The 12,848-nt window shown below is 70.0% G+C and carries 12 protein-coding genes; 7 read left to right on the top strand and 5 right to left on the bottom strand.

The annotated features are described in order from the left end of the window. A partial coding sequence (gene tldD, locus NON22_RS12480; protein ID WP_257387265.1) for a metalloprotease TldD occupies nt 1-1,160 on the top strand: 1,160 nt, incomplete at its 5' end. Nucleotides 1,161-1,170: 10 nt separating this feature from the next. On the opposite strand, the gene yjgA is transcribed toward tldD, so the two are convergent. Then, on the bottom strand, nt 1,171-1,722 hold the full coding sequence (gene yjgA, locus NON22_RS12475) for a ribosome biogenesis factor YjgA (RefSeq protein ID WP_257387264.1): 552 nt from the start codon (nt 1,720-1,722) through the stop codon (nt 1,171-1,173). A 60-nt stretch (nt 1,723-1,782) separates the two neighbouring features. On the opposite strand from yjgA, the gene pmbA reads away from it, so the two are divergent. Together pmbA and NON22_RS12465 are read left to right on the top strand one after the other, a co-directional pair. Next, on the top strand, nt 1,783-3,114 hold the full coding sequence (pmbA, locus tag NON22_RS12470; protein ID WP_257387268.1) for a metalloprotease PmbA: 1,332 nt from the start codon (nt 1,783-1,785) through the stop codon (nt 3,112-3,114). A 25-nt stretch (nt 3,115-3,139) separates the two neighbouring features. After that, a complete protein-coding gene (locus NON22_RS12465; protein ID WP_257387263.1) occupies nt 3,140-3,643 on the top strand; it encodes a transcriptional repressor in 504 nt (167 codons plus the stop codon). A 404-nt stretch (nt 3,644-4,047) separates the two neighbouring features. Here the strand turns inward: NON22_RS12465 and NON22_RS12460 are convergent, their stop codons facing one another. Both NON22_RS12460 and NON22_RS12455 read right to left on the bottom strand, forming a co-directional pair. Further along, nucleotides 4,048-4,485, bottom strand: coding sequence for a hypothetical protein (locus NON22_RS12460; protein WP_257387262.1), 438 nt, complete (start codon nt 4,483-4,485; stop codon nt 4,048-4,050). A 96-nt stretch (nt 4,486-4,581) separates the two neighbouring features. Next, on the bottom strand, nt 4,582-6,576 hold the full coding sequence (locus NON22_RS12455; protein ID WP_257387261.1) for a TonB-dependent receptor: 1,995 nt from the start codon (nt 6,574-6,576) through the stop codon (nt 4,582-4,584). Between the two features lie 210 nt (nt 6,577-6,786). Here NON22_RS12455 and NON22_RS12450 point away from each other — a divergent pair, with 210 nt between their 5' ends. From NON22_RS12450 to NON22_RS12440, 3 genes are all read left to right on the top strand, one after another. Continuing rightward, nucleotides 6,787-7,167 (top strand): MerC domain-containing protein, encoded by a 381-nt coding sequence (locus NON22_RS12450; protein WP_257387267.1) that lies wholly within the window; start codon nt 6,787-6,789, stop codon nt 7,165-7,167. Nucleotides 7,168-7,224: 57 nt separating this feature from the next. Continuing rightward, on the top strand, nt 7,225-8,373 hold the full coding sequence (locus tag NON22_RS12445) for a cation diffusion facilitator family transporter (RefSeq protein ID WP_306673793.1): 1,149 nt from the start codon (nt 7,225-7,227) through the stop codon (nt 8,371-8,373). A gap of 83 nt (nt 8,374-8,456) precedes the next feature. Beyond that, nucleotides 8,457-8,630, top strand: coding sequence for a 30S ribosomal protein THX (locus NON22_RS12440; protein ID WP_257387260.1), 174 nt, complete (start codon nt 8,457-8,459; stop codon nt 8,628-8,630). A gap of 85 nt (nt 8,631-8,715) precedes the next feature. Here NON22_RS12440 and hutI read toward each other — a convergent pair whose 3' ends face one another. After that, entirely contained in the window at nt 8,716-9,942 is a 1,227-nt protein-coding gene (gene hutI / locus NON22_RS12435) for an imidazolonepropionase (protein WP_257387259.1), read from the bottom strand. Between the two features lie 278 nt (nt 9,943-10,220). On the opposite strand from hutI, the gene NON22_RS12430 reads away from it, so the two are divergent. Beyond that, a complete protein-coding gene (locus NON22_RS12430) occupies nt 10,221-11,576 on the top strand; it encodes a formimidoylglutamate deiminase (RefSeq protein WP_257387258.1) in 1,356 nt (451 codons plus the stop codon). A gap of 50 nt (nt 11,577-11,626) precedes the next feature. Here NON22_RS12430 and NON22_RS12425 read toward each other — a convergent pair. Continuing rightward, nucleotides 11,627-12,848 (bottom strand): alkaline phosphatase family protein (locus NON22_RS12425; RefSeq protein ID WP_257387257.1); only part of this gene is annotated, 1,222 nt, incomplete at its 5' end.

Genomic DNA, 12,848 nt, shown 5'->3' with positions numbered 1-12,848 from the left:
CCGGCGCCGCGCGCGCCGTGGCCAAGGCCGGCGCCAACGGCGTCGGCCGCGCGCTCGCGGTCGGCAATGCGCGCGCGCTGTACCGGCCCATCGATCCGATCGACAGCCTCGACAGCGCCGGGAAGATCGCGCTGCTGCGCGAGATCGACGCGTATGCGCGCGCGCAGGATCCGCGCGTGAGCCAGGTCATCGTCAGCATTTCCGCCGGCATCGACACCGTGCTCGTCGCCGCGGCCGACGGTACCCTGGCCGCCGACGTGCGGCCGCTGGTGCGGTTCAACATCCAGGTCATCGCCGAACAGAACGGCCGCCGCGAGAGCGGCAGCGCGGGCGGCGGCGGCCGCTACGACTACACCGAGCTGCTGGCCGGCGGCCGCGCCCAGGGCTGGGCACGCGAAGCCGTGCGCCTCGCGCTCGTCAATCTCGAGGCGGTCGACGCGCCGGCCGGCAGCATGCAAGTCGTGCTCGCGCCGGGCTGGCCCGGCGTGCTGCTGCACGAAGCCGTCGGCCACGGCCTCGAAGGCGATTTCAACCGCAAGGGCACCTCGGCGTTTTCCGGGCGCCTGGGTCAGCGCGTCGCGGCGCCCGGCGTCACCGTCGTCGACGACGGCACGATGCCCGGCCGCCGCGGTTCGCTCAACGTCGACGACGAGGGCGTGCCGACCGAGAGCACCGTGCTGATCGAGGACGGCATCCTGCGCGGCTACATGCAGGACAAGCTCAACGCGCGCCTGATGGGCATGCGCCCGACCGGCAACGGCCGGCGCGAATCCTTCGCCCACCTGCCGATGCCGCGCATGACCAACACCTACATGCTGGCCGGCGCGCACGATCCGGGCGAGATCATCGCGTCGGTCAAGCGCGGCCTGTACGCGGTCAACTTCGGCGGCGGCCAGGTCGACATCACGAACGGCCGCTTCACGTTCTCGGCCAGCGAGGCCTACCTGATCGAGGACGGCAAGGTCACGCGCCCGGTCAAGGGCGCGACCCTCGTCGGTTCCGGTCCCGACGTCATGAACCGCATCAGCATGATCGGCAACGACCTGCGCCTGGACGACGGCGTCGGCGTCTGCGGCAAGGAAGGACAGAGCGTTCCGGTCGGCGTCGGCCAGCCGACGCTCAAGATCGACGGCATCACCGTCGGCGGAACCGCCGCGTGACGACGCCGCTTCACGCGTGCGCGTCGTCGCCGGCCGGGTGTTCGCCGAACAGGTCGCGCAGCTCGCGGAACAGTTCGCGGAACGCATGCGGCGGCCGGTTCTCGTGGCGTTCCACGCGCGCCTGGCGCGCGAGCTGGCGCAGGTGCTGGCGGTCGGCCGCCGGAAACACGTTGAGCAGCTGGGCCAGCGCCTCGTCGCCGTCGGCGATCAGCCGCTCGCGCCATTCCTCCAGCCGATGCAGCTCGGCGGTCTCGCGCCGCGCGAGCTGGCGGTCGTGGTCGAGCTGGGCGCGCAGCGGCGGCAGCTCGTCCTCGCGCCGGCGCAGGATCTTGGCGAGGTACTGGATCTGGCGCTTGCGCGCGATCTGCTGGGTCACGCGACGCGCCTTTTCCACTTCGTCGCGGATGTCCTCGTCGAGCGCGAGCTGGGCGAGCTGCGCGTCGCTGAGCGCGACCAGGCGTTCGGCCAGCTCGAACACGGCCAGCGCGTCGCGGCGCCGCTGGCTGCGGCTCGGCGAATCGTCGCCGTCGTCTTCGGAAAAATCGTCGTCGTGTTCGCGCATGACGTGGGGCAGTGCCGGAAAAGAAGGGAAGAATAGGCTGTGAGTGCAGAGATCGCCAACATGGACGCCAGTCTGGCCGAGCTCGACCGGCTCGCCGAAGTCGCCGAGGACGTGCTGCGGCGCTGCAAAGCCGCCGGCGCCGACGAGGCCGAGGTCGCCGCGAGCGTCGACGTGGGCCTCAACGTCAGCGTGCGCCTCGGCGAGACCGAGACCATCGAACACACGCGCGACCGCTCCTTCGGCGTGACCGTGTATTTCGGCAAGCGCAAGGGCTCGGCCAGCACGGCCGACCTCAATCCGGATTCCATCACCAAGACCGTCGAGCAGGCCTGCGCGATCGCGCGCTATACCGAGGCCGACGCAGCCGCCGGCCTGGCCGACGCGGCGCGCATGGCGACGCAATTCCCCGAGCTCGACGTCTGGCATCCCTGGGACATCGACGTCGAGCGCGCGATCGCGCTGGGCCTGGAGATCGAGGACGCCGGCCGCGCGGTCGACGGCATCACGAATTCCGAAGGCGCGTCTGTGCAGGCCGGCCAGGCGCTCGCGGTCTACGCGAACTCGCACGGCTTCACCGGCCGCGAGCGCGGCACGCGGCACATGCTGTCGGTCTCGCTGCTGGCCGGCGACGAGGCCGGCATGCAGAGCGACTACTGGTACGACTCGGTGCGCGCGGCCGATGACTTCGGCCCGGCCGCCGAGATCGGCCGTAAGGCCGCCGAGCGCGTGCTGTCGCGCCTGGGTGCGCAGACTCTGACGACGCGCCAGTGCCCGGTGCTGTTCGCGCCCGAAGTCGCGCGCGGCCTGATCGGGCACCTGCTCAACGCGGTCAGCGGCGGCGCGCTGTATCGCAAGGCCAGCTTCCTGCTCGACGCCTGCGGCAAACAGATACTGCCGGCCTTCGTCGACCTGATCGAGGATCCGTACTTGCCGCGCGGCCATGCCTCGGCCGCGTTCGACGCCGAAGGCGTGCAGACGCAGCGCAGCGCGCTCGTCGAGGCCGGCGTGCTGCAGCGCTACCTGCTGTCGAGCTATTCCGCGCGCAAGCTCGGCCTGGCCTCCACCGGCAACGCCGGCGGCGTGCACAACCTGCTCGTGCGCGGCGGCGGCGACGATTTCGCGGCCATGCTGCGCCGCCTCGGCACGGGCCTGCTGGTGACGCAATTGATGGGGCAGGGCGTCAACGGCGTGACCGGCGACTATTCGCGCGGCGCGGTCGGCTTCTGGGTCGAGAACGGCGTCATTGCCTATCCGGTCGAGGAAATCACGATTGCGGCCAACCTGCGCGACGTCTACGCGAACATCGTCGCGATCGGCAGCGACGTCGATCCGCGTTCGCACCTGCTCTGCGGTTCCATCCTCGTCGAGCGCATGACCGTGGCCGGGGCCTGATCCGCGCCGCTGTTATGATCCGGCCATGAGCGAATCGCACGACCACGTCCACGACCATGCCGGCCACAAGCACGGCCTGCACGAGCACCGCCACGACGCGGCCGCGTTCGTGCAGGCCGTCGCCGCCGCCTGCGAGACGCGCGGCCTGCGCCTGACCCCGCTGCGCCTGCGCGTGCTCGAAATGATCGCGGCCAGCGACAAGCCGGTGAAGGCCTACGACCTGCTCGACCGGCTCAAGGACGAACGCGCCGGCGCCGCACCGCCGACGGTCTACCGCGCGCTCGACTTCCTGCTCGAGAACGGCTTCATCCACAAGCTCGAATCGATCAACGCCTACGTCTCCTGCCATCACCCGGAAGAGGCGCACCAGGTACCGTTCCTGATCTGCGACATCTGTGCCGGCGCGATCGAGATCTGCGACGACGGCGTCGCCGCGCTGCTCAGCGCCCAGGCCCGCGAACACGGCTTCAAGCCGCGCGCGCAGACCCTGGAAGTGCACGGGGTCTGCGCCGGCTGCGCGCGACGCTGAGCGCCGCGCCGCACGGCGCCACGCTGTTACCGCAACTGGCGGGAGGTGAACCGCTCCTCCCGCCCGCGTTTGACTACGGCGGATTCGAGCCGCTGCAGGCACGCGTCATGAGCTTGATGTAGGAGAGATAGCCGACAAATGGCGGCGCTGGTGCGGGCATACTGTTGTCGTAGCGGAACTCAACTCCCCTGATCGCCGTGCGCTGCGTCGGCAGTGGGAAGCCCGAGAAGCGGAAAGGCCAGCTCGGGAATTCGTCGCTGGCGCCTAAATCGGCAAGGTCGAATGGTCGGCATTGGCCGGAGCGATCTCCACGTCGTTGCGGCCCGCCGGCAGTTGGCCCAGCGGCAGGGTGGTCGGATAGCTGTGCCCGGAACGGCGCGTGCGAGAAGGAATCGAGCACGCCGTCAGAGCGAAGAACGGTGACCTGCGCCGGCGCCGGAAGCGAAGTCGATCTGCAGATGTGAGTACCGGTAAGCACATGCGTAACCGTCGATGGCGCCGTGCTCGGGCCGTGAACAGGTCGGATCCGACATCAGCGAATGGCGCGTGACCATGGCGCGGTTCGCACCGACGAAGCTGCCGTCGAAGTTCGGGATCCACGCCGCAGGCGTCGATCCTCGCTCCTGGAGCCGGTGCAGAAGATATCTGCCGAAATTCCCACGCACCTGTTTCGAGGACATGGCGCGGACCGCGTTCGCGTAGGTATTCCCGTGCCAGATGCCGCGCCATGTCGGCGATGCCTCCGTTGCAGCCGCAGGATCGGCTGCAGCGTGCCGCTGCAAAGAAAACGGGGCGCAGAAGCGCCCCGTCGGTCCGGCTGCCACTCGGAGGGTGTGGAGCACGGAGTTGCTGCGATTTTCTGCAGCGCCGGTTCCAGTACCGGCGCTGCGAAGTCGCCGTCGCGATGCGTGTGCATCGCGACGGCAGCGTACGCCGCGTCAGAAGAACGCGCGCACGCCGAACGCGATCGCGCGGCCCGGCAGCGGTGCCTTGTCCTTGATGTAGGACGTGGCCAGGCGTGCGGTCTGGTTGCTCAGGTTGGTGCCGTCGGCGAAGAACTCCCAGCTCGTCGTGCCACCGCTGTCCAGGGTGTAGCTCAGGTGCGCGTTGACCAGGGTGAAGCCGTCGGTAGTCGTTTCGAAGGCGGCCGTGCGGTCTTGCGAGAAGTAGTGCGCCGCGCCGACGCTCGCGCGCCAGGCGTCGGCCGACCACTTGAGATCCACGCCGGCGCGCGCCGGTGCGATGCGCGGCAGGTTGCCGCCGTCGTCGAGCTTCGCGCGCACGGTGTCGCCCCAGACGCGCAGGTCGTAGTGGCCGCCCGGGCCTTCCGACAACTTGAACACCGCTTCGCCTTCGAAGCCGTGGAAGCGTGCGTCGGCCTGCGACCACTGGCGCAGCGGCAGGTCGTCTTCGGTCTCGCCGGTATCGGCCAGATAGATGTAGTCGTTGAAGCGGTTGACGTAGCCCGACACCTTCGCGTCGACGAAGTCGCTGTGGAAATGCAGGCCGAGTTCGACCTGGTTGGAGGTTTCCTTGGTCGCTGTCGGCAGGCCGATCTCGAACGATTCGGTCGCGACGTGCGGGCCGTTCGCGAACAGTTCTTCCTCGGCCGGCGCGCGCTGGGCGCGATCGAGATTGAGGTTCAGATGCCAGCCGTCGGCGAGCTTGAAGGCGAGTCCCGTCGACAGGCTCAGCGGCGAGAAGCTGCGCTTGGCGCCGTCGACCGGATCGCTGGTCTGCCGATCGGTGCGCGCGCCGAGCTCGAGCTTGAAGCGGTCCCACTCGCGCTGCTCCATCGCGAACAGGCCGTAGCCGCGCGTCAGGGTCTGCGGCACGAACGCTTCTTCGCCGATGGCCTGGAAGTCGCGGCGCAGGAACTGCAGGCCGAACGCGCCGCGCCAGCCGGCGAGCTCGCCCTGTACGAGTTCCAGGCGGCCCTCGTTGGACTGGCTCAGGAACACGGTGCCGACTTCGTCGCCTTCGAATTCCGTATGCGTGTAGTCCGTGTGGCTGAAGTTGACGCGCACAGCTTCGAGCGCGCCCGCGTCGAGGTTGATGCCGCTCTTGAGGTCGTAGCGCGTCTGGCTGAGCTTCAACGTGACGCCGGCTTCGCCTTCTTCCGGATTGCCGGGTTCGGCCGGGTTGCCGTAATGGTCGAGGAAGCGCGAAACCGCCAGGCCGACGAAGCCGCCGTCGGTGATCCACGAGCCGCCGAAGGATCCCGATTTCGTGGTCAGGAAACTGTTGGCGATCTTGCCGTCGGGACCGTCGTAGTCGTCGGTATCGCGGTAGGTGCCGTCAGCATGCAGCACGAAGTCGCCGGCGCCGAGATCGACGCGCGCCATGCCGGTGCGCTCGTTCGCGCCGTCGTTGCCGCGCAGCTCGACGCGGCCGGAGAACGGCCGCTCGGGCTGCTTGTCGGGAATGCGGCCGTCGACGACGTTGACGACGCCGCCGATCGCGCCCGAGCCGTAGAGCAGGGTGGCCGGCCCCTTGAGCACTTCGATCTGGTCGGCCAGGAACGGCTCGATCGAGACCGCATGGTCCTGACTGACCGTGGATACGTCGCCCGAACTCGCGCCGTTGGACAGCACACCGACGCGCGGGCCGTCGAGGCCGCGGATCACTGGACGGCCTACGCCGGGGCCGAAATAGGTGGTCTGCACGCCGGGCTGCCTGGCCACGGTCTCGCCGAGGGTGCCGGCCTTGGCGTCGTCGAGTTCGGCGCCGGCCAGTACGCTGACCGGTGCGATGACGTCGTCGGCGCTCTGCTTGATCGGCAGCGCGCTGACCTCCACTTCGTCCAGCCGGTGCGCCTGTTCCGGCGAATTGCGTTCGCCGCCGGCGGCAGAAGGATCCGCATCCGGGGATGCACCGGCGTTGCCGGCGGTCAGCAGCGCGGCGATCGCCAGCGCGAGCACGCTCTTTTTCATGCAGGACTCCAAGGGAAGGGGCTGTCAGCTTGAATCGTTATGTTATACAGTATCAAAACTGGCGGCCGCAACGCCTGTCGGAAGTCATGCCCTACACTCCCGCCCCCCAAGGTGTCGTTCCGTATGTCGTGCGAGGCTGCTGAATTGAGTTCCGACCCATCCGACGACACCGCTGCCGTCCGGCGCGCGCGCTTTCGCAGCTTCGCGGGCATCGCCGACCGTTTCGGCGCGACGGCGTCGTTTCTCTGCGCGATCCATTGCGCCCTGCTGCCGTTCGTCATAGCGGTGCTGCCGGCATTGGGCCTGGCCGTACTGGCCGATCACGCGATCGAGCGCGCCTTCGTCGTGTTCGCCTGCACGCTCGCGACGGTCATGCTGCTGCTGGGGTATCGCCGCCACCGCCGCGCGAATGCGCTGCTGCTGCTGTTGCCGGCGCTCGCGCTGCTGCTGGCCGGCGTGCTCGTCGATTTCGAGCAGTCTGCCGTGACGCATGCCTGGCTGGTCACCACGGGCGGCAGCCTGCTCGCGATCGCGCATCTCGTGAATCTGCGCCTGTCCCACGTGCACGACGCGAACTGCCGGCACGAGTGATTGTGTAACCGGTGCCGCGGTTCCTAGCATGGTCCGTCGCCGCCACGCCCACCCGTCATGAGCCGCCCGTCTTCGCCGCCCGCCGCCACGCCTGCGCACGCTTCCGGATCCGCGCCGGACGGCTCGGCTCAGCTCGTCCACGGCCACACGCATTCCCACACCGCCGATCATTCCCACGATCACGCGCACGATCACCCGGATCACACGCACGGCCACGACCACGCGCACGGCCACAGCCATGCGGAGCTCGACGACGAGGGCCGCAGTCACGTAGCCGGTTTTTCTAGCGACGCGACGCGTACGCGCAAGCTCATGCTCGCGTTCGCGCTGACGACCGTGACGCTCGTCGCCGAGGCGGTCGGTGGCTGGCTGTCCGGTTCGCTCGCGCTGGTCGCCGATGCGGGCCACATGCTCGTCGACGCGCTCGCGCTGCTGTTCGCCTGGTTTGGCGCCCATTTCGCACAGCGTCCGGCCGACGCGCGGCGCAGCTTCGGCTACGCGCGGCTCGAAGTGCTGGTCGGCTACACGAATGCGCTGTCGCAGTTCGCGCTGGTCGGCTGGATCCTGTTCGAAGCCGTGCAGCGCTTCTACGCGCCGGCGCCGATACTGTCGGGCCTGATGCTGCTCGTCGCGCTGGTCGGCCTGGCCGTCAACCTGCTCGTGCTCGGCGTGCTCGGCGGCCACGACCACGACGACCTCAATACGGCCGGCGCGCGCCTGCACGTGATCGGCGATCTGCTCGGTTCGCTCGGCGCGGTCAGCGCGGCGCTGCTCGTGCGTTATCTCGGCTGGCTCTGGGCGGATCCGGCCATCTCGGTGTTCGTCTCGCTGCTGATCCTCAACAGCGCCTGGCGCCTGCTGCGCCGCTCGGCGCACATCCTGCTCGAAGGCGTGCCCGAAGGCGTGGAGGTCGCGAGCGTCGCCGACGGCGTCGAGGCCGAAGTGCCCGGCGTGCGCGATGTGCACCACGTGCATGTCTGGCAGCTCGCCGGTGGCGTCCGCGTCGCGACCCTGCATGCGCGTCTCAACGGCGACATGCAGCCCGACGCGGCGATCCTCGCCGTGGGCCGCGTGCTGCGCCGGCGTTTCGGCATCGAGCACGTGACCGTGCAGCTCGACGGCGTCGACTGCCACGCCCCGCGCTGCGAGCCGCCGAAGGAGGCCGCCGTCCGCCCGGCCTGTTCCGGCCACGGTCACGCGCACTGAGGCCGGTCCGGCCCGGTTTTGCGCGCGGCCGCCGCACTGGTAAGCTACGCGGCCATTGCAAGCAATTCCTGGAGTGATTCGAAATGGGTAAGGGCGACAAGAAGACCCGCAAGGGCAAGACCTATTCCGGCAGCTACGGCAACATCCGTCCGCACGCCATCAAGACCGATGCGGCGACGAAGACCGTCAGCAAGGCGGCTGCGAAGAAGGCCGCTCCTGCGGTGAAGAAGCCGGCGGCGAAGAAGCCGGCCGCCTGATCCACGCCGGCCCGCGCAGGGCCGACGGCCTGAACGAAGAACCCCGCCTCGGCGGGGTTCTTCGTGCCTGCGGTTCGGAGACGCGTCAGATCAGCCGCTTGCCGCCCGCGTAGACGCGCTGCGCGCCGCGGTCGCCGAGCCAGTAGCAGAGCTCGGCCGGCTCGTCGATGTCCCAGACCGCGAGATCGGCGCGCAGGCCGGCCGCGACGCGGCCGCGGTCGCCGAGGCCGAGCGCGCGCGCCGCGTGTACGGTGGCGCCGCGCAGGGCTTCCTCGGGCGTGAGCCGGAACAGGGTGCAGGCCAGGCTCATGGCCAGGCGCAGCGAGAGCAGCGGCGAAGTGCCCGGATTCAGGTCGGTCGACACGGCCATCGCGACGCCGTGCTCGCGCAGCGCGGCGATCGGCGGCAGCTGGGTCTCGCGCAGCACGTGGAATGCGCCGGGCAGCAGCACGGCCACGGTGCCGGCCGCGGCCATCGCCTTGACCCCGGCGGTGCCGGTGTACTCGATGTGGTCGGCGGACAGGCCGCGGAACTCGGCGACGAGCGCGGCGCCGTGCGAATCGCTGAGCTGGTCCGCATGCAGCTTGACCGGCAGGCCGAGCCCGTGCGCGGTCTCCAGCACCCGCCGCGTCTCGCTCGGCGTGAACGCGATCTTCTCGCAGAACGCGTCGACCGCGTCGACGAGGCCTTCGGCCGCGAGCGCCGGCATCATGTGGATGCAGACCTCGTCGACATAGCCCGACTGATTGCCGGCGAATTCCGGCGGCAGCGCGTGCGCGCCGAGGAACGTCGTGCGCACGCCGATGCCGAGCACTTCGCCGATGCGCCGCGCGACCTGCAGCATCGTGCGCTCGCCGGCCAGGTTCAGGCCGTAGCCCGACTTGATCTCGAGCGTGGTCACGCCGTCGGCGCGCAGCGCTTCCGCACGAGGCAGCGACTGCGCAAGCAGTTCGTCGATCGAGGCCGCGCGCGTCTGGCGCACGGTGGAATTGATGCCGCCGCCGGCGCGCGCGATGTCTTCGTAGCTGACGCCGTTGAGACGCTGTTCGTATTCGAGCGCGCGGTCGCCGGCGAAGACCAGATGGGTGTGGCAGTCGATGAGTCCCGGGGTGATCCAGGCGCCGCGCAGCGAGTCGACCTCGCGAGCCAGCGCCGCCGGCGCGGCCGGCAGTTCCGCGCGCGGGCCGGCGAACGTGATGTGGCCGTCTTTCCAGGCGACCGCTGCATCGTCGATGCGTCCGTAGGGCCGGCCGTTGTCGACGAGGCTCGCGAGCCGGCAGTCCAGCAGCAGGCAATCCCAGTTCGTATCCATGGCGCGATGGTAGCAGTCCGGCCCGCTGCCGTTACCGGCGGTCGAGCGGGTTCCGGCGACCACGGACCTCCGCTTTTCGGAGCCGGAGCTGGCGAGTCGAGGCGGCGGCGATCGCCCGCACGGCAGGTATTCGAGCCGGCGGCGGCGACAGCGGACGAGTCCGCTGTCGCCGCGAACGACAGATTCGCTATCGGCGCAAGGCTTGGCGCGGCGCCGCCGAACGCTCACCATGCGCGCCTCGCCGCGGCTGCGGTCGCGCACCAACGGAGAATTGCCCCATGACGTCGTATCGCAGCGACTACGCCTGGTTGCCGCACGGCTGGGAAGCGGATACCGCCCTCAGGATCGATGGCGGCCGCTTCGCCGCGATCGACGCGCAAGCCGATACAACGGCCGAGCGCCTCGGCCGCTGGCTGCTGCCAGGCATGCCCAACCTGCATTCGCATGCGTTCCAGCGTGCGATGGCTGGCCTGGCCGAGCGCCAGACCCACGCCGAAGACAGTTTCTGGACCTGGCGCGAAACCATGTATGCGTTCGCCGGGCGCATCGGTCCCGACGAACTGCGCGCGATCGCCGCGCAGCTCTACGTCGAAATGCTCGAGGCCGGCTACACCCAGGTCTGCGAGTTCCACTATCTGCATCACCAGCCCGACGGCAGGCCGTACGCCGATCCGGCGACCATGTCGCTGGCCCTGGTCGAGGCGGCGCGCGAAACCGGCATCGGTCTGACCCTGCTGCCGACCCTGTACCAGACCGGCGGCTTCGACGGCCGCGAACTCGGCGAACGCCAGCGTCGCTTCGGCCATGCGACGGACGCCTATCTCGACCTGCTGCAGCGCCTGCGCGTCCACGAGGGTGCGACCTTGCGCATCGGCGTCGCGCTGCATTCGCTGCGCGCGGTGCCCCAGGCGTCGCTGCAGGCCGTGCTCGACAGCGGTCTCGTCGACGACGCGCCGATCCACATCCACATCGCCGAACAGATCGGCGAAGTGCAGGATTGCCTCGCGCTGCGCAATGCGCGGCCGGTGGAGTGGCTGCTCGCGAACGCGCCGGTCGACGCGCGCTGGACCCTCGTGCACGCGACGCATCTGACCGACGCGGAGATGCGCGGCATCGCCGCGAGCGGTGCCGTCGCCGGCCTGTGTCCGACCACCGAGGCCAACCTCGGCGACGGCCTGTTTCCGCTGAAGGATTTCCTGGCCGCCGACGGCGTGCTCGGCATCGGTTCGGACAGCCACATCTCGGTGTCGCCGGTCGAGGAGTTGCGCTGGCTCGAATACGGCCAGCGGCTCGTGTCGCGGCATCGCAATATCGCCGTGTCGGAGTCCTCGACCAGCGTCGGCGAGACGCTCTGGGGCGATGCACTGTTCGGCGGCGCGCGCGCCGCCGGCGCGGCGCTCGGTGCGATCGAGGCGGGCGCGCGCGCCGACCTGCTCGTGCTCGACGAACACGCGCCGCAGCTCGCCGGCCGCGAGCCCGGCGCCTTGCTCGACACGGTCGTGTTCGCGGGCAATCGCAATCTGGTGCGCGACGTCATGGTCGACGGCCAGTGGTGCGTCCGCGACGGCCGTCATCGCGACGCTGCGCGCATCGCCGGACGCTACGCGGCGGCGCTGCGCCGCATCGGTCTCTGACGGCGCGACGGAAGAGGCGCGCCGGTCGCGCGCCTTCGCTCCGTGACGGACTAGCCGCCGTCGCGCAGGATGCCGCGCATGGTCCTGGGATTGCCGTCGTTCGGGGCCGGCCGGATGCGCAGCAGATGTGCGAGCAGCGGGTAGACGTCGACGTTGTCGAATTCGGGTACGCGCGTGCCGCGGCGGAAGGCCGGGCCGCTCGCGACGAACAGCGCGCGCATTTCGGGCACGTCGTTGTCGTAGCCGTGCTCGCCGCGCGCGGCGCCGTCGGAATGGCTCTCGAGCCACTCTGCCCGCGCGATGATCCAGCCCGGATCGGCAAGGCAGACGATCGGCGGAATGCGCGGATTGCTGCCGTAGTGGAAGCGCGCCGGCATCTGCGTGCGGCGCCAGCAGCGCATGTGGTCGTGGCGCTTGACCAGGGTCTGATACGCGTAGGCCTGCTGGCCGGGTTCGGGCGCGAAGCCGGCGACCACGCCGTAGTTCACGGCGCGCACGCGCTTGAGATTGACGATGTCGTCGATGACGACGGTGCGTTCGCTGCTCGAGGCGGCGAGACCGTGGTCGGACACGACGATGATGTTGATCGCGCCGTCGAGGCCGCGCGCGGCGAGGCCGTCGAACAGCCGGCCCAGCGCGGCGTCGACCTCGGCCAGCGCCGTATTGACCTCGGGCGACGACGGGCCGTGGTCGTGGCCGGCGCGGTCCACGTGTTCGAAATACAGGGTCAGGAAGCGCGGACGCTGGTCCGCCGGCAGGTCGAGCCAGCCGAGCACCGTGTCGACGCGCTGTTCGGGCGTGACATTGCGGTCGAACGGTTTCCAGTAGCTCGGCCGCACGCCGGCGATCGCGCTGTCGGAGCCGGGCCAGAACATCGTCGCGCTGCGCAGGCCCTGGCGTTCGGCGCCGACCCAGATCGGCTCGCCGCCCCACCAGCGCGCGTCGGCCGTCGTGCTCGCGTCGTTGTAGACGAACTTGTCGTTCGCGCCGTCGCCTTCGATGCGGTTGTGCACGATGCCGTGATGGTCCGGATACAGCCCGGTGACGAGCGTGTAGTGGTTCGGGAACGTCAGCGACGGGAACGACGGGCGCAGGGCGTCGGCGCGCACGCCGCTGGCCGCGAGCGCGGCGAGCCGCGGCGTCTTGCCGCGATCCAGATAATCGGTGCGGAAGCCGTCGATCGAGACCAGCAGCAGCGGCAGCGCAGCCGATGCCGGCGCTGCGGCGTGACCGGCGTCGGCGGGACGTGCCGCGGCCGGCGCCGGCGTAGCG

Source organism: Tahibacter caeni, assembly GCF_024609805.1.
GTDB lineage: Bacteria > Pseudomonadota > Gammaproteobacteria > Xanthomonadales > Rhodanobacteraceae > Tahibacter > Tahibacter caeni.
This window is presented reverse-complemented; position numbering and strand designations above follow the sequence as displayed.

Excerpts from the sequence above, each read along its gene's own strand:
- yjgA (WP_257387264.1), bottom strand. The coding sequence starts at position 1,722 with ATGCGCGAACACGACGACGATTTTTCCGAAGACGACGGCGACGATTCG.
- hutI (WP_257387259.1), bottom strand. The coding sequence starts at position 9,942 with ATGGATACGAACTGGGATTGCCTGCTGCTGGACTGCCGGCTCGCGAGC.
- NON22_RS12430 (WP_257387258.1), top strand. The coding sequence starts at position 10,221 with ATGACGTCGTATCGCAGCGACTACGCCTGGTTGCCGCACGGCTGGGAA.
- pmbA (WP_257387268.1), top strand. The coding sequence starts at position 1,783 with ATGGACGCCAGTCTGGCCGAGCTCGACCGGCTCGCCGAAGTCGCCGAG.
- NON22_RS12465 (WP_257387263.1), top strand. The coding sequence starts at position 3,140 with ATGAGCGAATCGCACGACCACGTCCACGACCATGCCGGCCACAAGCAC.
- NON22_RS12445 (WP_306673793.1), top strand. The coding sequence starts at position 7,225 with ATGAGCCGCCCGTCTTCGCCGCCCGCCGCCACGCCTGCGCACGCTTCC.
- NON22_RS12440 (WP_257387260.1), top strand. The coding sequence starts at position 8,457 with ATGGGTAAGGGCGACAAGAAGACCCGCAAGGGCAAGACCTATTCCGGC.
- NON22_RS12455 (WP_257387261.1), bottom strand. The coding sequence starts at position 6,576 with ATGAAAAAGAGCGTGCTCGCGCTGGCGATCGCCGCGCTGCTGACCGCC.